Here is a 23,989-nt window from a genome sequence, read left to right as displayed (position 1 = left end):
TGAGCGACTGCTTTGGCTCGCTTACAGCCACTGCGAATCCCTGAACGGAGGCAAGTGACAGATGGCGGAAGGTACCGTCGCGGCCGATCAGCTGCGGCTATTCATCGAGCGAATTGAACGGCTTGAGGAAGAAAAGAAGGGCATCGCGGACGACGTGAAGGACGTCTACGCCGAAGCCAAGTCCAACGGATACGACCCCAAGATCATGCGGATGATCGTTCGTCTCCGAAGAATGGAAACGCACACGCGGCAAGAACAGGACGCGGTACTCGAAACCTATCGCGCCGCCCTCGGTCTCGCGTAAGGAACAGGCGGGACCTTTCGGGGTCCCCGAAAAGTACCACTCTTGGGGTAAAAATGGCAGGACATTCCAAGTTCAAGAACATCATGCATCGCAAGGGCGCGCAGGACAAAAAGCGCTCGGCGATGTTCTCGAAGCTCAGCCGCGAAATCACTGTCGCGGCCAAGATGGGCCTGCCCGACCCGGAAATGAACGCCCGGCTTCGCGCGGCCGTCCTTGCGGCCAAGGCGCAGTCGATGCCGAAGGACAATATTCAGCGCTCCATCGACAAGGCGTCAGGCTCAGATGCCGAGAATTACGAGGAGATCCGCTACGAGGGCTTCGGCCCCGGGGCGTCGCGATCATCGTCGAAGCTCTCAGCGACAATCGCAATCGCACCGCGACCAACGTTCGGACTGCATTTTCGAAGAACGGCGGCAATCTTGGGGCTTCGGGCTCCGTGAGCCATGGGTTCGAGCGGCTCGGCCTGATCGAATATGGCGCGGGTGCCGGCGACGCCGACAAGGTGCTTGAAGCGGCGATCGAGGCCGGCGCCGAAGACGTCCGCTCGGACGAAGACGGCCACGAGATCTGGACATCGGTCGATACGCTTCACGAAGTCGCCAAGTCACTCGAAAGCGCGCTTGGTGAAGCGGAAGCGGTCAAGCTCGGCTGGAAGCCCGGCACCGAAGTCGAGGTTCGCGGCGACGACGCCGCCAACCTCATGAAGCTGATCGATACGCTCGAAGAGGACGACGACGTCCAGACCGTCTGGGGCAATTACGACGTTCCCGACGAGGAGTTGGAGAAGCTTGCCTAAGCTCCTCGGACTCGACCCCGGCCTCGGAACGACGGGCTGGGGCCTGATTCAGGCTGAAGGCAACCGCCTTTCCCACATCGCCAACGGGCAGTTGAAGACCGACTCCACGGCGCCGCTGCCGGACCGGCTTGCCGATCTGTCGCGCCAGCTGGATACGCTGATTTCCGAAATCAGTCCCGACGGCGCCGCGGTCGAGGAGGTCTTCGTCAACAAGAACCCGCAGTCGACTTTGAAGCTCGGCCAGGCACGCGGCGTCGTCCTGATGACCGCGGCCCGAGGCGGTATCCCCGTCGCCGAATATGCCGCTCGGCTGGTGAAGAAGGCGGTGGTCGGCAACGGCAACGCCGAGAAAGTTCAGGTCCACGCGATGGTCTCGCGCCTGCTTCCGGGAGCAAAGATCGCCGGCCCGGACGCCGCCGACGCGCTCGCGGTCGCAATCACGCATGCCCATCACTTGGCGAGCGCACGCCGTATCGCTTAAGCCTATGCGGACATGATCGCCCGCCTCACCGGAAAGCTCGTTGAAACCAGTGCCGACACGGCGATCATCGACGTTGGCGGAGTGGGATATCTGGTTCACGTCAGCGCGAGGACGCTCGATGCGCTCGGCCCGATCGGCGGAGAGATCCTGATCCTGACTGAACTTCAGGTTCGCGAAGACGCCTGGACCCTGTTCGGCTTCGGCTCCGCAGTCGAACGCGATTCCTTCCGCGCACTCACCTCGGTTCAGGGTGTTGGCGGACGGCTAGCACTGGCGATCCTGTCCGTTCTCTCGCCGGATGAGCTGGCCCGCGCCGTCAGCCAGCGCGACAAGGCAATGATCGGCCGCGCCAACGGCGTCGGTCCGAAACTCGCCGCCCGCATTGCAAACGAACTGCAGGGCAAACTGGGCGTCGCCGGTCTGGGCGCTTCGCTCGCGCCGACCCCAAGGGCAGGCGCCGCCTCCGACGCCTTGTCCGCTCTCGCGAATCTCGGTTTCAAGCCGGCGGAAGCAAGCTCGGCGGTAAACGCCGCGCAGGACGAACTCGGCCCAGATGCAAGCCTCGACGCCTTGGTGCGCCTTGCGCTTCGCAAAGCGTCGAAGTGACGCGGTCCGCGCCGCTCGCAATCCTTTTCGCGCTGCCCCTCGGTTCCTGCGCGGTGACGTCGACCGAATATTCGGCGATCGACACCTGCCTCAATGGCGGCAAGGCCTGGAATTACCGGTCGGCACGCTGCGAACAGGCCGCGGATGGACCCGTCGACCTCATCCGCGTCGACAAGTCCGAGCATCTCATGACCGTCTATCGCGACGGTCACGCAATCCGCGAATTCCGCGTCGCAATTGGTCGCGGCGATCCTGGGCCGAAGCAACAGCAGGGCGATGGGCGCGTCCCGGAGGGCGCCTACCGGATTACAGCGCACAACCCGAACAGCGCCTACCACCTATCGCTGCGCATCGGATATCCGACGCCCGAGCAAGTCGCCGCTGCCGCGCGCCGGGGTGTCAATCCTGGTGGCGACATCATGATCCACGGGCTTCCCAACGATCGCGGCTGGATCGGCGCGCGCCACGCGGCTGTCGATTGGACCGACGGGTGTGTTGCCGTGACCAACCGCGAAATGGACTGGCTCTACGGAGCAGTCGCGGATGGAACGCCGGTGGAGATTCGCGCATGACGAGCAGAACCGGCTCATGCCGCTGCGGACAGCCTGCGAGGCCGTCGATCGCATCCTGTGAAGGTCAGCCGCCCAGGCCTCGCGATAAACGCGCAGGAAATTGCCACCCATCAGCTTCTCCAGCCGGGTCTCGCTCCACCCCGCTTCTGCAGGTCCATCGCGACGCGGCGATATCGGTCGATGCTGTTGTAGTCGGCAACCATCGGCCAGACGTTGAGCCCTTCACCGGGGCCGCGATGCCGGCCTTGATCCGCGCAGCCGCCCATTCGTTCAGCTTCTTGGTCGATTCCGCGTCGATCACTTGCGGCAGCGGACCATTGTCGGTGCCGATGCCGACGTGATCCTCACCGGCGACGTTTGCGACATGCTCGATATGCCGGAGCAGGTCGTCGCCCTTCGGATGGCTGTCGAGCGTCAGGAAGGGCATGAAATAGACGCCGACAACCCCGCCCTTGTCGGCAACCGCCTTGATCGTCTCGTCCGCCGTATTGCGCGGGTGGTCGGTCAGGGCGCGTGAGGCAGTGTGGCTGATGACCAGCGGCCGCTTCGCCAGCGCCGCCGCTTCCGCCATCGTCCGCGCGCCTCCATGACTGAGGTCGAGCAGCAATTTCTCCGCCTCGATCCGCTCGATCGTCGCCTTGCCGAGCTTCGACAGGCCAGCATTGGCCGGTTCGAGAGAGCCGTCGCCGGACAGGTTGCGGTTGTTGTAGGTCAGCTGGACGGTCATCACGCCGTCCTTCTTCATCTGCGCCAGCCGATCCAGCTCCGGCCCGACCATTGAGGTGTCCTGCGTGCCGATGAGCATGCCAAACTTGCCTTCGCGCTTGGCCTTCAGGATGTCGGCGGCGCTGCGGATCAGGATCAGGCGATCGGGGTTGGCGTTGACGATGTCCTGCTTGGTGGAAATGTCCTTCTGATAGTCGGACCACGGGTCCGCGACGTTGCCGACCGGCATCACAGTATCGCGGACGACGGTCACGCCGGTTGCGAGCATTTCCTTCCAGGCGCGGTCGGTCAGGCGGAGCTGCTCTTCGGGTCCATAGGGATCGCCAATTCCGCCCAGCCCGTCGATGATGATCGCGCGGTCGTACCAGCTGCTGGCCGAGCGCTTTTGCGCAAGTGCTGGCCCGCGACCAATGCCGCTGCGCCCGTCGCGAGCAAAGTCCGTCGATCGACCTGCATATTCCCCCGCAAGCTTGTGTCGGAAGCGACAGTAAGCGCCTTGTCGGCAGCCCGTCCATCTGCGAATCAAATTGCCGAGATGGCAACCGATCCAGCCCGAATCACGACGCCTGAGCGCACGACCGAGGATGCGGACGCAGCGCTTCGGCCGAAGAGCCTCGACGAGTTCATCGGGCAGCAGGCGGCCCGCGAAAACCTGCGCGTGTTCGTCAATGCCGCGAAGAGCCGGGGGGAGGCGCTTGATCACGTGCTGTTCCACGGGCCGCCGGGCCTGGGCAAAACCACCCTCGCCGGCATCCTGGCGCGGGAGATGGGCGTCGGATTCCGGGCAACCTCGGGGCCGGTCATCGCGAAGTCCGGAGACCTCGCCGCACTGCTGACCAACCTGGAGGACGGCGACGTCCTGTTCATCGACGAAATCCACCGGCTCAATCCGGCAGTCGAGGAAGTGCTCTATCCGGCGATGGAGGACCGCGCTCTCGACCTGATGATCGGCGAAGGGCCTTCGGCGCGATCGGTGCGCATCGACCTTCCGCGGTTCACGCTGGTTGGAGCGACGACACGACAGGGCCTTCTGACGACGCCGCTTCGTGATCGCTTCGGCATCCCCGTCCGCCTCAACTTCTACACCGTCGAAGAATTGGAGCACGTCATCCGCCGCGCCGCGCGCCTGCTCATCGTCGGCATCACCGACGACGGTGCCCGCGAGGTCGCGCGCCGGTCCGGGGAACTCCGCGCATCGCCGGCCGCTTGCTCCGCCGCGTGCGGGACTTTGCCCATGCCGTGGGTGCGGATTCGATCGATGCCGGCGTTGCCGACAAGGCTCTGTCACGGCTCGAGATCGATGCGCTCGGCCTCGACGCGATGGATCGCCGTTACCTGACGATGATCGCCGATCTCTACGGCGGCGGGCCGGTTGGCGTGGAAACGCTCGCGGCGGGCCTCTCCGAGCCGCGCGACACGATTGAGGATGTGATCGAGCCCTACCTCATTCAGCTTGGCCTCATCGCCCGTACGGCACGGGGGCGCTGCTTGAATGGCCGCGGCTACACCCACCTTGGCCTCAACCCACCCGCCGGCGCACAAGCCGGCCTGTTCGATCCGGGAGCTGCCCCAAGTGATCCGCACCGCATTGCTGACAGCCGCCGCCTTTGTGGCGACGACCCCGCTTCGGCGCAAACCGCCCTTCCGCAACCGTGGACTATTCGAGCGGAACGAACTGGCTTTGCCTCCCTGGCCGAGCCGACACCTGCTCGACGCCGCTGCCAACCACGGCCCTCAACGCCAACGGCTATGGCTCGGTCGGCCAAAGCGAGGTGGCCAAAGACCCGCGGCTCGACTGCTTCTACGTCTATCCCACGGTGTCGAATGACCGTGGTCTCAACAGCGACCTCAATGTCGACAATAGCGAGCGCAGCGCAGCGCAAGTGCAATTCGCGCGCTTCGCCGGAGTGTGCCGCACCTTTGCTCCCATCTACCGCCAGATGACTCTGGGGCAGTCGCCGCGGCCGCTGCCGGAGCGGATGTCACGAAGCCAGCCATGCTGGCCTATTCGGACGTCTCCAATGCCTGGCGTACCTATCTCGCCAAGTACAACCAGGGCCGGCCCTTCGTGCTGATCGGACACAGCCAGGGGTCGCTGATGCTCCAGGAACTGATCAAGCACGAGATCGAGGGCAAGCCGATCACGCGTCAGATGCGTCTTGCCATCCTTCCGGGTTTCAATCTCTACGTTCCGCAGGGGAAGCGGGTTGGCGGCACCTTCAAGTCGACGCCCGTCTGCAGCTCGCCTTCGGAAACCGGCTGTGCCCTCAGCTGGGTCAGCTTCCGCGAGAAGAACGTACCGCCCGCCGGCGCGATTTTCGGGTTCGCTCCGGCTCCCGGCATGACCGTCGCCTGCACCAACCCCGCAAAGCCCGGCTCGACGGCTTGGGAAAACCTGGACAGTTACTGGAACACCCGGTTCGGACTTCCGATCCCGGGCGGGCCCATCAGCTGGTCGTCCGACGGAGCGCCGCCGACGCAATTCGTGCGCACCGACGGCCTGGTCTCGGCGCGCTGCGTCAATAACGGCCAGCTCGGCTACCTCTCGATCCGGACCAATCCGACGCCGAACGGCAAGCGCACCGATCGAGTCTACGGCGAGGTGGGCGTGCTGGGCATGTTCATCCCGGATGGGGCATGCACCTCGCCGACGTCGCAGAGGCGCAAGGGGACATGATCCGTATTGTCGGCGACCTCAGCGCTCGATCCAGAACAGTTTCTCAACAGGCACGCTGAGCGCTTCGGCGAGTTTGATCGCCAGTAGCGCCGATGGCGTGAACACGCCGTTTTCGACGGTGTTGATGGTCTTGCGAGTCACGCCGACGCGCTCCGCCAGCTCGGCCTGGGTCAATCCGAGTTGGCCGCGATGATCCTTAAGGCTGTTGGCGAGCCGTTCAGGCATCCCGAAGCGCGTGCCGCTCCAGCCGGGCGAACGTGAGCATGGCAACCGCGATAGCCATCGTGAGAATGATGTGCACGGTGTCCCGGCCAGACACCGGCTCGAAGAGGTCGACCGCGTAGATGACGATCGCCGTCACGCAGGCCGCCCAAAAGCCGTTGACGAAGCCGGTCTTCCGATGCTCGCGCGTCGTCTCGTCATTCAGCAGTGCACGGACTTCCGCCGACCGCAACCATGCGCCGCCCGTGGCAAGCATCGCCAAAAGGACGATGGAAAGCACCAGCCATGCAGCGATCTTGAAATGACCGACGGCGCTGGCTGCGTCGTGACGGCTCGAAAAGTATGACGCCTGCTGCGAGAGGAAGACGATTGTGAGCACGAAAAGGACTCGCGCCCGCTTTCCGCTAAGCCTCTCGGCGATCTGATTGCTGGTCTCCGCCACTGCACTGCCCTGTTGAAGTAACCTATGAGTTACATGTAACCTTAGCGTTACACGATCGTCAACCCCCGCATTTGCCCCGAGCGGCCTGCACCGTTAGGCGAATGGCATGAGCATTACAGAGCTCGATATCCCCTATCGCGGCGGTTTCGTCGGACCGGAGCATCACTTCGCGCTGACGGTCTATTTCGAAGACACGGACACGGCCGGCGTCGTCTACTACGCAAACTACCTGAAGTTCATGGAGCGGGCACGGTCGGACATGATCCGTGCCGTCGGCGTCGACCAGGCGGCCGCACTCAGAGGAGACGGAAGCGCCTATTTCGTCACCGAGGTCGCCATCAAATATCGCAAGCCCGCGCGGCTTGGCGACGATCTGGTCGTTGTCAGCACGGTCGAAGCGGTTCGCGCCGCCTCGGTCGACATTCAGCAGCGAGTCATCCGCGGAACGGAACAATTGACGGATGCGAGGGTGACAGCCGCCTACCTCGACCGCGATGGCCGGCCGCAACGCCAGCCGCGCGACTGGGTCGAGCGGTTCAACAGAATAACGACCGGGATGTGATGCGTTTATTGAGTTCGACATTCCTGCTCGCTGCCGCTGCCTTGGGGCCGACCAGCGCCGCGCAAGCGCAGTCCGGTGGGCAGATCGTCCTTGCGGTCCCGCAGTTTCCCACACCGAAGAACGTGAAGACCGACGGCGGCGAGACCGGCGTCATCGGCATTCAGATTTCGCAGCAAATCGCATCCGACCTGCGGACCACCCGGGCGATCTATCCAATGGGTCCCGACGGCCTGCGGCACTACACGCCGACGGAGGCGGGCGCCCCACTGTACCCGAACTGGGCAGGCATCGGCGCGGGTGCTTTGGTCACCGGCTACGTGCAGGCACGTGACGACGGCCGTATCAACGTCGTCTGCTACCTTTACGACCTGAAGTCCCGCCGCGAGATGACCCGCAAGGGATTTGCCGTGGCTGCCACAGAGTGGAAGCGTGCCGCGCACCGCTGCGCCGGCGCGTTCTACACCGCCGTCACCAACCGGCCTGGGCTATTCGACAGCCGTATCGCTTACGTCGCAGCGACGGGATCGCGGACGAAGCCGGTCAAGCGCATTGCCGTGATGAATTGGGACGGCACCGATCACAGCTACCTGACCCAGGGCGAAGTCACGGTTACCAGCCCGCGCTTGTCCCGGACGGAGAGCATGTCGTTTACATGAGCTTCGCCGGTGGGATGCCCAACGTGCGCATCACAGACGCGGATGGCGGCAACGATCGTCCGCTCGTACAGTCCGGTGCAATGAGCTTTGCCCCCGCTATTCGCCGGACGGCAGGCAAATCGTCTTTTCAATCGCCGTCGACGGCAACAGCGACGTCTACGTGGCCGATGCGAACGGCGGGATGCCGCGACGGCTGACCACTACGCCGGGAATCGATACCTCGCCGAGCTTTTCGCCCGACGGACGGCAGATCGTCTTCGAAAGCGACCGCTCAGGCACGCAGCAGGTTTATGTGATGAACTCGGACGGGTCGGGCCAGCGCAGGCTGAGCTTCGGCGGCGGATCGAACTCCTCGCCGGTCTGGAGCCCCGACGGGGAGCGCATCGCTTTCGCCCGCTGGACCGGCGCCAACATCAATATAGGGATCATGAACGCGAGCGGCGGCGACGAGAAGATTCTCACCAACGGCTGGCAGGATGAGGCGCCAACCTGGTCGCCCGACAGCGAATGGGTGATGTTCCAGCGCACGCTGCAGGGCTCCGGGATAGGCTCGCTGCAGATGGTATCGACCGCCGGAGGAGAGCCAAAGGCGGTCGCCACGCCGCAAGCTGCGGCGGACCCGAGCTGGTCGGGAGTGGTCCAATGATGCGTGCGTTGCTTTTGTGCTCGGCTCTCTTCCCGAGCGTGGCTTCGGCCCAGGGATATCAGCCCTATCCGTATCCGCCTGCCCGCAGCAGGGATATCCGCAGCCGGGCCCCGGCTATCCCGCGGGCCCTGTGTTGGCCATCCCGTGTTGGAGCAAGATTTGAGGATGAAGGCTGGCTCGGACACCGTTCGGTTTGGCCGCGACACCTATGTGCTCACGCCGCAATCGCAGGCGACACTGACGGCTCAGGCGCAGTGGTTGATCCAGCATCCGTTTGTGAATGCCAGCATCGAGGGTCACGCCGACGTCCGGCAAACCCGCGACTATGCTTTGGCGCTTGGTGAGCGGCGCGCAGCCGCAGTCCGGAATTATCTGATCGCTTCAGGCGTCCCGCCGAACAACTCCAGATTGTCAGTTGGGGCCGGGAACGACCGACCGGCGATGCGGTCCACGATGCCACATGGTTGCAGAACAGCCGCGTGGTCCTGGTCCTGAAGCAGCCGCCCCGCAGCCGGTTCAGCCCTGGATGCAGCCGCAACCCATTCCGCAGCCGCAACCGGGATATCGTTAGGCGGCGTAACGCTGGTGCGAGCCGAGCCAGGCGCGTGCCTGACGCTGGGCTTCGGCAATTTCGCGAGCGGTCATTTCGATCGCGATCTCCGCGCGGCACTGCTGCCCCGAGTGCAACCATTGAGCGCGGCGAGATTGAACCACTTGTGTGCTTCGATAAGGTCGACCTCGATGCCCCACGGCCGGTCGAATAGGTCACGCCAAGTTCGAACAATGCATCGACGTTGCCACGATCGGCATCGGCGAGGCGGCTACGGATCAGGAACTCCGCACTCTTCTGGCTAACTGCACCCACTTGAAGTCTCCCCCTTGGATGAGGCGACTTTCGGACCGGGATGGCAAACAAATGGTTAACGGCGTCGTGACGCCAAAGTCACACCCCCACGGCGATGTTGTCGATCAGGCGCGTGCGGCCGATCGTGGCTGCTGCAATCAGACGCATCGGACCCCCGGCGCGGTCGAGTGGTTCCAGCGATAACGCATTGACCAAAGCGAAATAATCGACACGCGAAAAGCCTGCGGTGAGCAGTTCTTCGCGTGCCTCGACAAGGACCGCACCGACGTCTTCACCGTCCAGAATTCGCTTCGCCGCCGCGTTAAGAGCCCAAGGCAACGCCAGGGCCCGCTGCCGCTCATCCGGCGAAAGGTACGCGTTGCGCGACGAGAGAGCCAAGCCGTCATCATCGCGGACCGTCGGAACGCCAAGGATCTCGATCCCCAGCTGCAAGTCCCGGTTCATGCGCCGGATGACGGCGAGCTGCTGAAAGTCCTTCTCGCCGAACAAGGCGACGTCCGGCCCCACCGCGCAGAGCAACTTGGCCACCACTGTCGCGACGCCATCGAAATGGCCCGGCCGCGCTTCGCCCTCCCAGCGCTCGCTCACGCCCTTTACACTGACGGTTGTCGAAAAGCCCGCCGGGTAGATTTCGCCGGGCCGCGGCAGCCACAGCAGGTCGCAACCGGCGGCCTCCAGCAGCGCCGCATCCTTCTCCTCCTGTCGAGGATAGCGGTCGAGGTCCTCGTTCGCGGCGAACTGGAGCGGATTAACGAAAATCGTCGCGGCAACGCGGTCGGCAACGCGCCTTGCCTCAGTGATGAGCGTCAGGTGCCCGGCATGGAGCGCCCCCATGGTCGGGACCAGCGCAAGACTCTTTCCCCGGCCCTCAAGGCGATAAGGGCTGCCGGCAGCTGATTTGCTTCACGGATTATTTGCAAGGATTCAGACCCTTCGGTAAACCGTTAACCGGGGCGCGGTTCTTGGAGCCGCGTGGGAAAAGTGCAAGGGGGTGGGGATCATGGCCCAGCCACATTTCATCGTCTTCGCCAATGAAAAAGGCGGTACCGGCAAGTCGACGACCGCCGTTCACACCGCAATCGCCCTCGCAGCGACGGGTCACAATGTCGGAGCGCTCGACCTCGACAGCCGTCAGCGCACCATGACCCGCTATCTCGAGAACCGCGACGCCACAATGCGGCGGCTCGACGTGAGGCTGCCCCAGGCACGCTATCGCGTATTCGAAGGCGACAGCGTCGAAGGCCTAGATCTGGCCCTGCGAGAGCTTAGCGAGGACGTCGACGTCGTCGTTGTCGATACGCCGGGCCGCGACGATCCGATCGCTCGCGCCGCCATCCTCAAGGCGGACACTCTGGTCACGCCGATGAACGACAGCTTCGTCGACCTCGACCTCATCGGCCAGGTCCACCCGGAGAACTTCAAGATCACGCGGCCGAGCTTTTACGCGGAGCTGATCTGGAACAGCCGAACCCAGCGCGCCAAGAACACCGGCAAGAGCGTGGACTGGGTGGTTCTGCGCAATCGCCTCCAACATATCGAGAGCCATAACCTCCGGCGCGTGGGCGCTGCGCTGGACGAACTGGCCCGCCGCGTCGGCTTCCGCGTCATTCCAGGTCTCGGCGAGCGCGTGATCTATCGTGAGCTCTTTCCGAAGGGCCTGACCCTGCTCGACTATGAGCATCTAGGCGAAGTCGGCATCGGCCACATCACCGCACGGCAGGAGTTGCGCGAGATGATCGCGGGTCTCGGCATTCCGGACGTTAGCGAAATCGAACAAAAAGTCGCCTAGTTCGTCATTGCGGACGCAACGAAGCAATCCACACTCGCTTTCCTGGATTGCTTCGTCGCTGCGCTCCTCGCAATGACAAGCAGGTAATCAAATCAGTGAGTTCCATGACCCATACCTTCGATCGCACCATCCTTCGCGAATACGACATTCGCGGAATCGTCGGAAAGACGCTTAACGAGGCTGACGCTTACGCGCTGGGCCGGACGTTTGCCGCCTTGGCCACTGACGAAGGTGCGACCCGCCTGGCGGTCGGCCGCGACGGACGCACGCATTCCCGATTCTGCAGGCCGAACTCATCAGGGCCTGATCGAAGGCGGGATCAACGTCGACAACATTGGCGTCGGACCAAGCCCGATGCTCTATTACGCCGTGTCGACGCTGAGCGTGCAGGGCGGCATCCAGGTCACCGGAAGCCACAATCCGTCCGACTACAACGGCTTCAAGATGTTGCTGAACGGCCGCTCGGTCTTCGGCGACGAAATCCAGAAGATCGGCCGTCGGGCTGCCGACGGCGACTGGACCGACGGCCTTGGGCATGTCGATCAGGTCGACATCCTCGACAGCTACGTCGATCGCTTGGTCCAGGGCTTTCAAGGCGGGTCGTTCCGGATTGGCTGGGACGCCGGAAATGGCGCCGGAGGTCCTACGCTGGAGAAGCTGATCCAGAAGCTGCCCGGCGAGCATTTCACGATCCATACCGAGGTCGACGGCCGCTTTCCTAACCATCACCCCGACCCGACGGTCGAAGCCAATCTCGCCGATCTCAAGGCCTTGGTTGCGGCAAAGAACCTCGACTTCGGCATCGCTTTCGACGGCGACGCCGACCGCATCGGTGCCGTCGACGGCAAAGGCCGCGTCGTCTGGGGCGATCAGCTGCTGATGATCCTGGCCGAACCCGTGCTCAAGGAGCAGCCGGGCGCAACAATTATCGCCGACGTGAAGGCTAGCCAGATCCTGTTCGACCATGTCGCGTCGATCGGCGGTACGCCTTTGATGTGGAAAACGGGTCACAGCCTCATCAAGTCGAAGATGAAGGAGACCGGCGCTCCGCTCGCGGGTGAGATGAGCGGTCACATCTTTTTCAAGCACCGCTGGTACGGCTTCGACGACGCGCTCTACGCCGCCGTCCGCCTGATCGAGGCGATCGCTCAGTCCGGCAGGTCGCTGACCGAGATCATGGACGCGATGCCCAAGTCCATCGTCACCCCGGAAATGCGCTTCCCGGTCGACGAAAGCCGCAAGTTCGCCGTCGTCTCCGAAGTGCTTCAGCGCGTCTCGGCCAACGGGTCCGAGGTCAATTCGACGGATGGTGCACGCGTGAAGACGGACGATGGCTGGTGGCTCCTCCGTGCGTCGAACACGCAGGACGTGTTGGTCGCGCGGGCCGAAGCTCGCGATCAGGAAGGGCTGGACCGCCTCCTCGCCCAGATCGACGATCAGCTTGCGCAGTCAGGCGTCGAGCGGACCGAGGGCGACGGCCACTAGGCTATTTCCCGGCCGACTCGGGCGTGAACAGCAGGTCGTGATAGTCCCAGCTGAAGTCTGCACGCGGTGAAACGGCCTTCATCGTCACGCGGTCGACCTTGCCGTCGGCGCCAATCGCGAACGTGACATACGCCGGTTCGACCCAGTCGAGCTTCGGGTTCATCTTGAACGTGTCGTATTGGTAGTGCGTCAACGGCCCCTCCATTCCCGTCGAGTGCGGGAATTCGATGGCGAGAGTCTTGCCGGCCTGGCGCACCTTGATCGTGCCGTACCAGGGGTCGGTGAAGTCTCCGACGTAGTTCGCGAGCGGCAGCGACGGACCGATCCTGGCAGGCTTCGCTTCGGCGGCTTGGACCGCCTTCGCCGCCGCATTCAGCCGTGCCAGCTTGAACGCGCGCCACTTCTCGGGCCACTGAGCCTGGGGGTAGCCGAGATAATGGTCGAGCAGCTCGAATAGCAGGCCCCGGATAATCTCGCCGTCCTCGCTGTTGGCGGCAATGAAGATCCCGACATTCTTCCCCGGTAGCAGGGCGACAGTCGCCTGCGACCCGAACACGGCACCATCGTGCCCGACAACCTGCGCGCCGCGATAATCGGACAGGCCCAGCCCAAGGCGTAGAGATCGTAGTGAGGCTGAGCGGCCGCGAACTCGGCCGGATATTGCGGCACCGGGGTAATCACCACGCCCGTCCACATCTGCTCCGATTGTTCCTGCGAGAACAGGCGCTTGTCGCTGCCCGGAATCTTGCCGCGTGCGAGTTGGGTCAGCAGCCACCGGCTCATGTCATTGGCGCTGATTGCGAGACCGCCCGCCGGTGCTGCGTTCTGCGAGATCGTCGCATTCTCATCGAGCGGAGCCTGCGTGCCCATGCCGTGAATCGGGCCATCGTTGCGGCTGTGCGGTCGCGCGTGGTTCGGGTTTGCCTGGAAGTCCCTGTCGGTGTCCGTCGAATTCTTCATGCCCAGCGGGCCGAAGACATGATCGTGGATGTAGCGCTCCCACGTCTTCCCGCTAACCTCCTCGATCAGCTGGCCGGCCGCCATGTAGAGGATGTTGTCGTAGGCATAGCCGCTGCGAAAGCTGGTCGCGGGCTTGAGGTAGCGGATCCGCCGGACGGTTTCCTTGCGCGAAAGCGTGCTATTCGGAAGGAACAGCAGGTCGCCCTGCCCGAGGCCGAGGCCGCTACGATGAACGAGCAGGTCGCGGATGGTCATTTCCCGCGTGACCCACGGATCGTACATCCGGAAATCCGGCATGTGATCGATGACCTTGTCGTCCCAGCCGATCTTCCCTTCATCCACCAGCGTTGCCAGCGCCGCATTGGTGAACGCCTTGCCGGTCGACCCGGTAAAGAAGATCGTGTCGGCATCGACGGGTGTGTTGGTCGAGATGTCGCGAACGCCCCATCCGTGCGCCAGCGTGACTTTCCCGTCCTCGACGATCGCGATGCTGACACCGGGAACGCCAATGTCCTTGCGAAGCTGCTCGACCCGCTGCTCGAAGCCGGCCGGGGGAGCGGCATCCGCCGAGGCTCCCAGCGCAAGCAAGGACGCTGCTGCGAACAACCCGCGCAACGCGACACGTGGCTTCATTTCAATCCCCTTCAATCAAACCTCGAGTGCCGGCTCGTCCGCCCGTTCGTTGCGGTAGATCTTCCAAACGCCGATGGTCAGCAGTGGGAGAACGAAGACGCCGAGGAAAATGTAGGCGAGCGCCCGGTATCCGTTCGCGATCAGCGCGACCAAACCGAAGCGGCCAGCCGCGAACATGCAAAGCGCTAGCAAGGCGAGGCCGATGACGAGCCGGGCCCGATGCGTCAGAGGTACGCCCTTGCGCGCTTCCCATGCGCCATCGATGCGCTCGTTGACGGCATGCACCGCGCTTGTCCCGCTTTCGAGCAAAGCGGCGAAAATCATCGCCTGGAACAGCAGGTGGAACCACGGCATTCCCATCTGCTGAAGGAGGAAATCGGACGGCAAAGGCGCGTCCTTGATGGCGGGGTAGAAGGCCACCATCGGAATGAAGAACAAGAGCGCCGGAAGCATCGTCAAAGGGCCGGCGATCAGTCCGGAGATGACGGCGTCGCGATCGGTAACGAGGTGACGAAGGACCGGCAGGATGATGACCGCGCCGACCGTGTTGTAGCTGGCGTAAGTCAGGCCGTTCATCGCCCATCCGCTGGTTTCCGGATGCGCGGAAAAGGCAGGGCCGATCAGGTGACCGAACGCATAAAGCGCCAGGATGATGAACAGCACGTACACGCCGTACAGCAGGTAGGAGACGTCACGGAACAGGCGCTCGACCGCCGTATTGCCGAAGGTCACCACGCTGGCGATGCCGAGCATCAAAGCGACGGTTCCTACCCATTCGGGAGCACCGAACACGGCAGCCACGATCGCTCCTGCCGCGGCGCCGTAGACGGCGAGGATCAGGATCACGAGCAGCAGGTAGGCGAGCTCGAAGGCAATCCATCCGGGGCCGAGCAGCCGCTTGAAGAATGTCCGGTAATCAAATGCCTGTAGCCGCCTCGCGACGACGAAGGTCACTATGGATAGGAGGCTCATCACTACGGTCGCGAAGCCGATCGCCAGCAGGCCGCCGCGCGGGCCGGATGGCAGGAAGAATTCCGCCAGCTCGCGACCCGTCGCATACCCCCGCCAATGACGAAAGCCTTGAGTCCAAGCCCCGGCAGTAGGATTCGCTTGAACCAGCTGTGCTCAGAATCCGGCGCCGCGGCCGAACTCATGAGCGCAGGCACTCCTCGATGAGGGCGTCGAACGCCTCGCCGCCACGGATGGGATCGCAAACCGGAAGCCCCAGCCGCGCGGACTCTGCGGCGCAGTGACCGGCAGCCTCTTCCGAACCAAGCGCCGATGTATTCAATGACACACCGCCGCAACGGATCCTGGGGTTCGTCCGCGATCCGAGGTGCGTCGTCAGATCGATGATCTCTTCAACGCTTGGTACCGCGAACTCCTCATCGCCAAGAAGCCGGGTGCGGCCAGGGTCATGACAGACTACGAAAACGTCCGGCTGGCTCCCATGAAGCAGGGCTAGGGAAACACCTGCGTACGCGGGATGCAGGATCGAGCCCTGCCCTTCGATCACGTCCCAATGGCCCGGGTCCGCAGCCGGGCTGAGCACTTCGGCGGCGCCGGCGGCAAAATCGGATACGACGGCATCCATTGGGATTCCGCCTCCTGAGATCATGATTCCCGTCTGGCCGGTCGCTCTGAAATCAACATCGACGCCACGACCAGCAAACCCGCGCGCAATGGATAGTGCGGTGTATTTCTTGCCAAGCGCACAGTCGGTGCCGACCGTCAGCAGTCGCTTCCCGCTTCGCTTCAGCCCAGTTGCAATTGGCAGGTTCGCAGGGGCGTTCGGATGTCGATCAGCTGCCGGCCGAGCCGTTCAGCCCGTAGCGAAGTTCCGGGACCTGGATCAGCTTCGAATGCATCCCGCTGACGATATCCAGCCCGGCCTCCAGTGCCTCGACCAAGGCCGGAACCCAGGACTCAGCGATGAACCCCCGGAGTTCGCGACGCCAATGACCAAGGAGCGTGCGCCCCGGTCGGCCGCTTCGGCCGGCGAAAGCTTGGGCAGGCCGAGATCGATCCGCGCCGACGGCAATGCGAATTCGCCAACGCACAAATCCGGCGCCCAGTCGCGAAGTCCGAATGCCGTCTTCGCAAAGCCCGCTTCGACCGTGTCTCCCAGGAAAAGCAGGTACGGCTGCGGTAATGCGAGCCGGGAGGTCTCCCCCTCCTTCCCGGCCCGCAAGCTCGCCGACGCTGTTCCCATCGCCTGGATCATCGCGCCTTTAGAACCCTGCCGTGAGGGAGAGTCCGATGGTCCGCGGACGGGTCAACGCCGCGCGGATCGCGTTGCCCGGCAACACATTGTTTCCGATCAGCTGATCCTCCAGCAATGCCAGCGAGTTCACGCCTTCCGAATTGGTGAGGTTCTTGACGTAGGCCTCGATCGTGAAGCGGTCGATCTCGATCCCCGCTCGCAAGTCGATCGTCGCATAATCGCTGATGTGCCGCTGCGGCGTGAACGCGAAGATGAAGCTTCCGTCCGGATTCACTCCGACGATGTCGGAGATGTTGAAGTTGTCGCGCTGGCTACCGGTGTAGGCGATCGTGCCGCCGACAAAGGCCGTTGCCGAACCGGACAGCTTCCATTCGTAGTCGGTGTTCACGCTGAAGCTGACCTTTGGAACGTAAGGCAGCCGGTCACCGTCGAACCCGCCGGCGAGCGGAGGCGTATCCTCGGTCAGGTGCGCATCGATCCACGCGCCGTTCACGCCCAGCGTCATTCCCGGAACCGGCTTCAGCAGGAGCGAGGCCTCGATGCCGTTGCTAGCCGCGGTTCCGCCGTTGACGTTCACGCCAACGCCGCTGACCACACTGAACAGCTGAATGTCTTTCCACTTGAGGTGGTAGGCGGCGATGTCGAACGAGGCCCCGTGCCCGAGATTGTTCTTCAGACCGATCTCGTAACTGGTCAGCGTATCCGACGAATAGGTCCGCGGAACGCCCGGCGGGACCGGAGGCGCAACGACGTTCGGGCCGCCGGGTCGATAGCCCTTCGCGATTCGAGCGTAGACAGCCATGCGGTCATTGATCTCGTATCGCGGCGAGATGGCGTAGGTGAACACGCTTTCGTCTGACTTGGTGACGAAGTCCGACGCGCCGACCAGGCCCAGCGCGCTTGCCGTAACCTGATGCGCAGATTGATCGTTCTTCGCAAGACGCGCGCCGGCGGTGATGTCGAACTGGTCGGTCGCGTGCCAGGTCACGTTCGCGAAACCTGCGACTTCCTTATATTTGGAATCGATCCGCGCGGTGGCCAGATCGTCGAGCAGCGGGATCCCGAAAGACTGCCCTGTCAGCAGATCGACCGAGCCGATGAACTGGTCGATCTTGCCCTTTTCGTGCGTGTAGTAGGCACCGATCATCCACTCGAACTTGTTACTCGACGGGGAAGCCAGGCGGACTTCCTGCGTGAACTTCTTGAGGTCGGTCTGCTGATCCTGGAACGGACCGATGACCTGGCCAGGTACCAGCGCCCCGACGAGGACATTAAGTGCGGTTCCAAGAATTGGTACTGCGTCGATATTGAAGGTCTGATCCTGCTTGCTGAAGCTGGTCGACGACAGCAGCGAGGCGAAACCGAAGTCATATTCGACGACGCCGTTTAGCACCCGATACTTGAGCTCGTTGGGATCCTTGAACCACCGGCTCTGGCGAAGCTTCCCGCCGATCGGGTTGTAATTGACCTGGTCGACCTCGGAGTCGCTGGAGGCGTCCGATTGAATGCGCTGGGTGATGCCGGTCAACCGGATCGAAAGCTCCGATGTCGGCTTGAACAGCACCGAGGCGCGGCCACCGTAACTCTCGCCCTTGTTGATGTCCTTTCCGCCGAGCGAGTCGACGCCGAAAAACGTCGCGTCGGAGCCATTACCGTCGATCCAGCCGGCGTTCTTGCGATAGAATCCCGACGCGCGAACTGCGGCGACGTCACCCAGCGGCGCATTGACCATTCCGCTGAAATTGTAGCCGGTGCCGCCGCCATCGACGAACTCCAGGCCGGCGCGGCCGCGAGCATGGAATGCGTCGAACTCCGGCGCATTGGTCACGAACTTCAAGACACCGCCCAGCGAGCTCGCGCCGTAAAGCGTACCCTGTGGCCCGCGCAGCACCTCGATGCGCGAAACGTCGAACGTGTCGAAGTCGCCCGCGAGGATCGCGCCGTTGACGAGACCCGTGCTCGATCCGAACGGCGTTTCGTCGACATAGATCGCAACGGTCGAGCTAACGCCGCCGGTGTTGACACCGCGAAGGACCAGGCGACCGACGCCAGGCTCACTTTGCTCAAGGCTAAGGCCGGGAACCTGGCTCAAATAGTCGGAGAAGGTGACGGAGTGTTGCCGCTCAAGCGTGTCGCCTCCGACAACTGTCACGGACTGCGGAATGTCGAGGATCGCTTCCGAGCGCTTCTGCGCAGTGATGATGATCTCGTCGCCCTGCGGTTCCGGAGCCGGTGCTGCTGCCTCCGGCGCAGCGGCGGGAGCGTCCTGTGCCAAAGCCACCGACGGCGTTGCTGCGCAAACAACCGCGACTGAGCCCAACAGTGCAATTCGTGAAGTGTGTCCGAGCCTTTTCATCGTCATTCCCCTTTGTTTCAAAGCCTGCGTCCCACCGTCAGGCCCACGTTGCGCCCAGAAGGCGCCTGAAATTTCCTCCGAGAACCAACTTGATGCTTGAGTCCGAATAGCCGCGGCGGACGAGCTCTTCCGTCAGGTCGAAAACCTTCCGGGGATGGTCGAAGCCGTCGATGTCGATCTTGTCGCGGAATGCGTAGCTGGCCTTGTAGGAGGCCTTCAGCGCCTTGTACTGGTCCGGCTTCATGTCATCGTAGCCGTTGAGATCGGCATCCGAGCCGATGCCGACATGTTCAACGCCAACGAGCTTCACGACATGGTCGATGTGATCGGCGAGAGCCGAAACCGTCGTGGGATCGCGGTCCTTCACGAACATGCGAACACCGGTGACGCCCATCACTCCGCTCTTCGCGGCGAGCTTCCTGATCACTTCGTCGGACTTGTTACGCGGATGCGGGTTCAGCGCCTTGCAGTTCGAATGCGTGATCGCGATCGCCTTGGGCGATAGCTCGATCGCATCGAGCGTGGTCTTCTCGCCGCAATGCGACGTGTCGATCAGCATCCCGACCTCGTTCATTTCCTTGATGATCGCCTCGCCGAAGTCGCTGACCCCGCCGTCGACGCGGTCGGTCGACCCCGCGCCGATCAGGTTCTGGCTGTTGTAGGTTAGCTGGGAACAGCGAAGCCCGGCGCGATAGAACGCCTGGACGTCCTCCGGCTTCTCGAAATGCTCGGCATTCTGGATGCCCATGATAATTGCGAACTTGCCGTCGGCCCTGGCGCGATCGAGGTCCCGCGCGGTTCCGACCAGGGTGAAGTGATCGGCCTGGCGGCCAACCCAGCCCTGGTAGGTGGCCAGATATTCGAGCGCCTGTTCCTTTGCGCCCGGACCGCCCATGCCGACACTGTGATGAAAGCCGGTGATGCCCGAAGCCTTGTAGTCGGCCAGGTCGGCCGCGCTGAACGGCTGGTCGTAGAACTTCGGATCGAAGTCGAGCTTCAGCGGGGCGAGCATGTCGATGACCAGGGATTCGCGGACGAGCTTGATCGTCCGCGCCGAGTAGGTCTTTCCCGGCGCCGCCGCGAAGGCGAAACTGCCACGATTGATCATCGGGAAAGCGGCCGCTCCAACCGCCAGGCCGCCGAGCAAAACGCCTCGCCTGTTGACACGGGCCTCAAGCATTTTGCGGCCTCGCAATGCCTTCCGGGACGTCGGTCAGGTCATCCCGCGGCTTGGGTCCGGCGACTTGGGCAAGGACACGCTTGGTCGCTCCGTCCAGGCTGTAGAGGAGGACTGCTGCGACGCTCGCGATCGCCGCGAGCAGCACGAAGAATTCGACATGGCCGAGGTGGCTCCACAACCTGCCCACCTGGCCGGCCGCAAGGCTGCCGGTAAAGATGGCGAGGTACCAGGATGCAACGGTGGTTGCGCCGAGCTTGGGCGGTGCGAGCCGAGCGAAAATGCCGAGGCCGTTGGGCAGAATGTACAGTTCGCCCAAGGTGAAGATCACGAAATAGGTGAGCAGCCAGATCCAGTGCGCGCGTCCGCCCCCGCTAAGCGCCTCGGCTGCGGCAACGACGAGATATGACGCCGCCACGATCAGTGCGCCGGTCGCCATTTTCTGCGTCGGCGAAAGCTCGCGCCCGCGTGCGGCCTGCCGTTTCCATCGCGCGAGCAGGAACGGGGTCATGATCATCACCAGCAGGGGATTGAGCGAGAAGAACATCGCCGCACCGACTTCGAAGCCGGCGATCGTGCGGTCGACGTCGTCGCGCATCCAAAGAGCGAACGTATTGCCGATCTGCTCATAGGCGCCGCGAAAGATGGTCACCGCGAGGCCGATGCCGAGCAGGAGCAGCACCGTGTCCCGCCCGCGATGCGATTTCGCTGCCGGAGCCGTGTTCCCTTCCTCGCTCCGCTCCACGGGTAGGTACGGTTGGCCCCACAAATAGATGAGGAGGCCGGCGAGCATTCCGACACCGGCCGCTCCGAAGCCCCAGTGCCAGCCGTAGGTCTCGCCAAGGAAGCCGCAGATGAGAGGCGCCAGGAATGCGCCGAGGTTCACGCCGACATAATAGACGTTGTAAGCCCACGGCCGTCGCGGATCATCCGCCTTGTAGAGGTCGTTGATCTGGCTCGGCAGCGTCGGCAGGAATAGACCGTTGCCCAGCGCGATCGTGGCCAGCGCGAAATAGAAGGCCGGCTGGAATGCCATCATGAAGTGGCCCGCGGCCATGATCGTCGCGCCAATGATCACTGCGCGGCGCTTGCCCAGCCAGCGATCGGCAATCGTCCCGCCGATGATCGGCGTGAAGTAAGCGAATGCCGTATAGAAACCGTAGATGCTGGACGCCTTCTCCTGCCCGAAGACCAGCGTCGTGGTCATGTAATAGACGAGCAGCGCCCGCATTCCGAAGTAGGAGAATTGCTCCCACATGTTCGTGAGGAACAGGATGGTCAGTCCGCGCGGCTGACCAAACCAGTTCGACGGCTGATTCACGCCGCGAGCACCGCCGACTGCGAGCCCCAGACGTCATCCGGGCACCATATTTCGCCGTCGCTGTACTGGACGCTAGGAACCCGGTCCTCCTTGAGGAAGGTTGGTCCATCGAGGTCGACGTAGTCGCACAATTGGCCGAGGATGAACGCAGGAGCCATGGCGAGGCTGGTGCCGACCATGTTGCCAACCATCACGCCAAGGCCGAGGCGGCGAGCCTCCTTCGCCATCAGCAGCGCCTCGGTCAGGCCGCCGCACTTGTCGAGTTTGATGTTCACGACCTGAAAGCGGCCGACGAGGCCAGGCACATCGGCCAAGTCGAGGACGCTCTCATCGGCCGCAATGGGGATGGGGCTCTCGAAGCCTTCGAGGTCCGCCTCCGAACCACGCGCCAGCGGCTGTTCGATCAAAGAAACATTCTGCCGGGCCATCGCCTGCACCAGTGCCGGCAGCACCGAGCGGTCGAAACCCTGGTTGGCGTCGACCCGAGCCAGACGTCCGGCCTTGCTTCACGGATCGCACGGACCCGTTCGATGTCGAGTTCGAAGCTCCCGGTCAGCTTGATCTTGATCGCCTTTGCGCTTGCATAATTGCGGGCGCCCTCGGCCATCTTCGACGGCTCGTCGGCGCCGAGCGTGAAGGTTGTCACCAACGGGCGCGGCGCGTCGATTCCGGCGAGGCGGTGAGCGGGAATGCCCGAACGGAGTGCCTCAAGCTCCCACATCGAGCAGTCGACGGCGTTGCGGGCACCGCCGGGAGGGAGGATCTGCCTGACCTCCTCCCGGCTCCCGCACGCTTCGATGGCAGCGCGGTTCTGTTCGAGAGCCTCCACGATCTGCGGAGCTTCGTCGCCGAGATAGTACACTCCGGCGGCCTCGCCCCGGCCCCGATTCCGGCCGTCGTCGAGTTCGACGACGACGACATCGGAAGCCTCAAACACGTATCCGGAAATTCGGAACGGTGCCGCGAGACGATGCGTCTCGACGCGATACGAGAGCGTTTGAGGCATCAGTACTTCGTCGCGAAGCCAAGCAGATGATAGATAATCGCGATCCACAGGATCGTCGCGGCGGAGACCACCAGCAACAGGCTCCACAGCTTGGCCTTCCAGGTCGCCCTAAAGCCGCCCTTCCGGCGCCAGACCGTGACCGCGTACCAGACAATCGCCGCGGCACCTCCGATGAAGGTGATGAAGCTGATCACTTGCAACGAAAGCACTACCGGCAGGAAGCTTGCGCTCAGGTAGTTCAGATCGCCGAACATTGTCGAAATCATGAAGATCCAGCCGACGATGGTCAGGAAGATCGCGGTCGCGCCGAGGCGGCTCGCACGATACGCCTGCAGTTCTCTTCCCTCGACGCCGATAGCGGCCCCGTAGCGGCGGCGAACGATCGCCCGCACCGGCCAGAACAGCATGGTCAGGAATAGGACCGCGAGACTGAGGTAGGTCAGCGGAAGAAGCCAAGCGGAATCCTGATACCAGGGCGTCCGATCCCAGACGATGATCGGCGCGACGCTGCCGAGGCTGAAGCGAACCGCTTTGCCATCGACCACATTGGCGCCAAGCATTTCATGGCTGTCGGCGTCGCGCCACAGCATCGGTCCGACCGGAATCCACTTGCGCGGCTGGCCGTTGAGGCCGGCGAACAGACCGTCGGAAATCAGCGGCTGGCCGTCCTCGCCGACGCCAACCTTGGTCTGGCCGATCAGGTCGGTGATGCTGAGGAAAGTCGAGAATGACCGCCGCGAAGTTGACCAGGTGCCGGCCAGTTTCTCGGCATTCTCCTTGCCTGCTTTGGCGTCGATCTTGCGAGCGTCGGCCGGAGCCGGGAAATAGCGATCGCCGAACTGCTCGAGCAACGCATTGCGAAGCGCGTGGGCAGCGCCTTCCTTGCCCGGGCTGTTGAACGAGACGAAGAGTCCGACGCCGTCGTTCAGGAACAAGTGAAGGTCGCTGTGAAACGCGACCGTGTCGCCGCCATGCGAAACAACCGGACGGCCGTTGATGTTCGACTGATAGAAGCCGAGCGACATCTTCTGCAGGCCTGGGATCGGATCATTCGCAGTCGAATGCATAAGCTGCGCAGTCGCCGGCTTCAGCAGTGGCCCGCCATTGTTGAGGTGGGCGATCATGAAGCGGCCCATGTCGTCGCCGCTGGCCGCAAGGCTGCCCGCCGGGCCCACGCCGACATATTCGTAGCCATAGGGCTTGTTGCTTCCGGGCTGATACCCTTCCGACATGTGCGGCTTGAGGTTGGCTGGCAGCGGCTGCTGGAACGACGCCAGGCCCATACCGGCGGGTGCGAAGATATGGCGCTGAATGTAAGCTTCGAACGGTTCGCCCGAGACGCGGCTGACAATGTAGCCGGCAAGAGCGGTCGCCCAGTTCGAATAGGCCGGGGTCGTGCCTGGATCATAGACCCGCTTCGGGACCCAGCGGCGCAGGATCTGATCGTAGGGACGTACTTCTTCTGATCGACTGCGATCAGGTC

At 63.4% G+C, this 23,989-nt stretch carries 25 protein-coding genes and 5 pseudogenes; 14 read left to right on the top strand and 16 right to left on the bottom strand.

Going from position 1 to position 23,989, the window contains the following annotated elements; genetic code table 11:
• The first annotated feature begins 61 nt into the window (after positions 1 to 61).
• The 5 genes and pseudogenes from H9L15_RS08440 (at position 62) to H9L15_RS08420 (ending at position 2,759) form a co-directional block, all read left to right on the top strand.
• A complete protein-coding gene (locus H9L15_RS08440) occupies positions 62 to 304 on the top strand; it encodes a DUF2312 domain-containing protein (RefSeq protein WP_187713787.1) in 243 nt (80 codons plus the stop codon).
• 53 nt (positions 305 to 357) lie between these two features.
• Positions 358 to 1,100: pseudogene (locus H9L15_RS08435) on the top strand (YebC/PmpR family DNA-binding transcriptional regulator).
• Entirely contained in the window at positions 1,093 to 1,581 is a 489-nt protein-coding gene (gene ruvC / locus H9L15_RS08430; protein WP_187713786.1) for a crossover junction endodeoxyribonuclease RuvC, read from the top strand. Before H9L15_RS08435 ends, ruvC begins: the two are co-directional and overlap by 8 nt.
• A gap of 12 nt (positions 1,582 to 1,593) precedes the next feature.
• A complete protein-coding gene (gene ruvA / locus H9L15_RS08425; protein ID WP_187713785.1) occupies positions 1,594 to 2,187 on the top strand; it encodes a Holliday junction branch migration protein RuvA in 594 nt (197 codons plus the stop codon).
• Positions 2,184 to 2,759 (top strand): L,D-transpeptidase family protein, encoded by a 576-nt coding sequence (locus tag H9L15_RS08420; protein ID WP_223276110.1) that lies wholly within the window; start codon positions 2,184 to 2,186, stop codon positions 2,757 to 2,759. Before ruvA ends, H9L15_RS08420 begins: the two co-directional genes overlap by 4 nt.
• 64 nt (positions 2,760 to 2,823) lie before the next feature.
• Here H9L15_RS08420 and H9L15_RS08415 read toward each other — a convergent pair whose 3' ends face one another.
• The gene (locus tag H9L15_RS08415) at positions 2,824 to 4,011 is read right to left on the bottom strand and encodes a dipeptidase (protein WP_187713784.1); all 1,188 of its coding nucleotides are present in this window, start codon (positions 4,009 to 4,011) and stop codon (positions 2,824 to 2,826) included.
• Positions 4,012 to 4,020: 9 nt separating this feature from the next.
• Here H9L15_RS08415 and ruvB point away from each other — a divergent pair.
• The 3 genes and pseudogenes from ruvB to H9L15_RS08400 form a co-directional block, all read left to right on the top strand.
• A pseudogene (ruvB, locus tag H9L15_RS08410) lies at positions 4,021 to 5,042 on the top strand (Holliday junction branch migration DNA helicase RuvB); the annotation flags it as partial.
• 95 nt (positions 5,043 to 5,137) lie between these two features.
• Complete coding sequence (locus H9L15_RS20330) at positions 5,138 to 5,560, top strand: DUF3089 domain-containing protein (protein WP_398286920.1); 423 nt, start codon at positions 5,138 to 5,140, stop codon at positions 5,558 to 5,560.
• A complete protein-coding gene (locus tag H9L15_RS08400; protein ID WP_187713782.1) occupies positions 5,482 to 6,162 on the top strand; it encodes a DUF3089 domain-containing protein in 681 nt (226 codons plus the stop codon). Before H9L15_RS20330 ends, H9L15_RS08400 begins: the two co-directional genes overlap by 79 nt.
• Before the next feature lie 18 nt (positions 6,163 to 6,180).
• Here the strand turns inward: H9L15_RS08400 and H9L15_RS08395 are convergent, their stop codons facing one another.
• Positions 6,181 to 6,387 carry a helix-turn-helix transcriptional regulator gene (locus H9L15_RS08395; RefSeq protein ID WP_187713781.1) on the bottom strand — a complete coding sequence of 69 codons (207 nt, stop codon included), beginning with the start codon at positions 6,385 to 6,387 and terminating at the stop codon, positions 6,181 to 6,183.
• Positions 6,380 to 6,826 carry a hypothetical protein gene (locus H9L15_RS08390; protein ID WP_187713780.1) on the bottom strand — a complete coding sequence of 149 codons (447 nt, stop codon included), beginning with the start codon at positions 6,824 to 6,826 and terminating at the stop codon, positions 6,380 to 6,382. The genes H9L15_RS08395 and H9L15_RS08390 overlap by 8 nt, the downstream gene beginning before the upstream one ends.
• 106 nt (positions 6,827 to 6,932) lie before the next feature.
• Between H9L15_RS08390 and H9L15_RS08385 the strand changes: the two genes are divergently transcribed.
• The 4 genes from H9L15_RS08385 (at position 6,933) to H9L15_RS08370 (ending at position 9,185) form a co-directional block, all read left to right on the top strand.
• Positions 6,933 to 7,388 carry a YbgC/FadM family acyl-CoA thioesterase gene (locus H9L15_RS08385; RefSeq protein ID WP_187713779.1) on the top strand — a complete coding sequence of 152 codons (456 nt, stop codon included), beginning with the start codon at positions 6,933 to 6,935 and terminating at the stop codon, positions 7,386 to 7,388.
• The gene (locus H9L15_RS08380; protein WP_187713778.1) at positions 7,388 to 8,044 is read left to right on the top strand and encodes a hypothetical protein; all 657 of its coding nucleotides are present in this window, start codon (positions 7,388 to 7,390) and stop codon (positions 8,042 to 8,044) included. Before H9L15_RS08385 ends, H9L15_RS08380 begins: the two co-directional genes overlap by 1 nt.
• A 160-nt stretch (positions 8,045 to 8,204) precedes the next feature.
• The gene (locus H9L15_RS08375; RefSeq protein WP_398285966.1) at positions 8,205 to 8,690 is read left to right on the top strand and encodes a hypothetical protein; all 486 of its coding nucleotides are present in this window, start codon (positions 8,205 to 8,207) and stop codon (positions 8,688 to 8,690) included.
• 165 nt (positions 8,691 to 8,855) lie between these two features.
• The gene (locus H9L15_RS08370) at positions 8,856 to 9,185 is read left to right on the top strand and encodes an OmpA family protein (protein WP_187713777.1); all 330 of its coding nucleotides are present in this window, start codon (positions 8,856 to 8,858) and stop codon (positions 9,183 to 9,185) included.
• 72 nt (positions 9,186 to 9,257) lie between these two features.
• On the opposite strand, the pseudogene H9L15_RS17420 reads toward H9L15_RS08370, so the two are convergent.
• Positions 9,258 to 9,555 (bottom strand): annotated as a pseudogene (locus H9L15_RS17420) (hypothetical protein).
• A gap of 78 nt (positions 9,556 to 9,633) precedes the next feature.
• A pseudogene (gene panC / locus H9L15_RS08365) lies at positions 9,634 to 10,475 on the bottom strand (pantoate--beta-alanine ligase).
• An 80-nt stretch (positions 10,476 to 10,555) separates the two neighbouring features.
• Between panC and H9L15_RS08360 the strand changes: the two are divergent.
• Both H9L15_RS08360 and pgmG read left to right on the top strand, forming a co-directional pair.
• The gene (locus H9L15_RS08360; protein WP_187713775.1) at positions 10,556 to 11,344 is read left to right on the top strand and encodes a division plane positioning ATPase MipZ; all 789 of its coding nucleotides are present in this window, start codon (positions 10,556 to 10,558) and stop codon (positions 11,342 to 11,344) included.
• 104 nt (positions 11,345 to 11,448) lie between these two features.
• Positions 11,449 to 12,829 (top strand): annotated as a pseudogene (gene pgmG, locus H9L15_RS08355) (phosphoglucomutase/phosphomannomutase PgmG).
• Between the two features lies 1 nt (position 12,830).
• On the opposite strand, the gene H9L15_RS17415 reads toward pgmG, so the two are convergent.
• From H9L15_RS17415 to H9L15_RS08315, 11 genes are all read right to left on the bottom strand, one after another.
• Entirely contained in the window at positions 12,831 to 13,142 is a 312-nt protein-coding gene (locus H9L15_RS17415; protein ID WP_262984972.1) for a DUF3471 domain-containing protein, read from the bottom strand.
• 59 nt (positions 13,143 to 13,201) lie between these two features.
• Positions 13,202 to 14,422, bottom strand: a complete 1,221-nt coding sequence (locus H9L15_RS08350; protein ID WP_223276109.1) for a serine hydrolase domain-containing protein — start codon at positions 14,420 to 14,422, stop codon at positions 13,202 to 13,204.
• Positions 14,423 to 14,437: 15 nt separating this feature from the next.
• On the bottom strand, positions 14,438 to 15,394 hold the full coding sequence (locus tag H9L15_RS08345) for a hypothetical protein (protein WP_317617468.1): 957 nt from the start codon (positions 15,392 to 15,394) through the stop codon (positions 14,438 to 14,440).
• A 178-nt stretch (positions 15,395 to 15,572) separates the two neighbouring features.
• Entirely contained in the window at positions 15,573 to 16,157 is a 585-nt protein-coding gene (locus tag H9L15_RS19575) for an NAD-dependent epimerase/dehydratase family protein (RefSeq protein ID WP_317617637.1), read from the bottom strand.
• A 67-nt stretch (positions 16,158 to 16,224) separates the two neighbouring features.
• Entirely contained in the window at positions 16,225 to 16,332 is a 108-nt protein-coding gene (locus H9L15_RS19570) for a DUF1611 domain-containing protein (protein WP_317617467.1), read from the bottom strand.
• 321 nt (positions 16,333 to 16,653) lie between these two features.
• The gene (locus H9L15_RS08335) at positions 16,654 to 18,927 is read right to left on the bottom strand and encodes a TonB-dependent receptor (RefSeq protein WP_223276108.1); all 2,274 of its coding nucleotides are present in this window, start codon (positions 18,925 to 18,927) and stop codon (positions 16,654 to 16,656) included.
• Positions 18,928 to 19,039: 112 nt separating this feature from the next.
• On the bottom strand, positions 19,040 to 20,182 hold the full coding sequence (locus H9L15_RS08330; RefSeq protein ID WP_187713773.1) for a dipeptidase: 1,143 nt from the start codon (positions 20,180 to 20,182) through the stop codon (positions 19,040 to 19,042).
• A complete protein-coding gene (locus tag H9L15_RS08325) occupies positions 20,175 to 21,500 on the bottom strand; it encodes a peptide MFS transporter (protein WP_223276107.1) in 1,326 nt (441 codons plus the stop codon). Before H9L15_RS08325 ends, H9L15_RS08330 begins: the two co-directional genes overlap by 8 nt.
• A complete protein-coding gene (locus H9L15_RS17410) occupies positions 21,497 to 21,928 on the bottom strand; it encodes an enolase C-terminal domain-like protein (protein ID WP_262984971.1) in 432 nt (143 codons plus the stop codon). Before H9L15_RS17410 ends, H9L15_RS08325 begins: the two co-directional genes overlap by 4 nt.
• On the bottom strand, positions 21,904 to 22,506 hold the full coding sequence (locus tag H9L15_RS17405) for an enolase-like domain-containing protein (RefSeq protein WP_223276106.1): 603 nt from the start codon (positions 22,504 to 22,506) through the stop codon (positions 21,904 to 21,906). The genes H9L15_RS17410 and H9L15_RS17405 overlap by 25 nt, the downstream gene beginning before the upstream one ends.
• Positions 22,506 to 23,942: a serine hydrolase domain-containing protein gene (locus tag H9L15_RS08315; protein ID WP_262984970.1), complete on the bottom strand. Its 1,437-nt coding sequence runs from the start codon at positions 23,940 to 23,942 to the stop codon at positions 22,506 to 22,508. Before H9L15_RS08315 ends, H9L15_RS17405 begins: the two co-directional genes overlap by 1 nt.
• Positions 23,943 to 23,989: the final 47 nt, after the last annotated feature.

This window comes from Sphingomonas daechungensis (assembly GCF_014489495.1).
GTDB lineage: Bacteria > Pseudomonadota > Alphaproteobacteria > Sphingomonadales > Sphingomonadaceae > Sphingomicrobium > Sphingomicrobium daechungense.
Note: the sequence above shows the minus strand (reverse complement) of the source record. Positions and strands in the feature narration are given on the sequence as shown.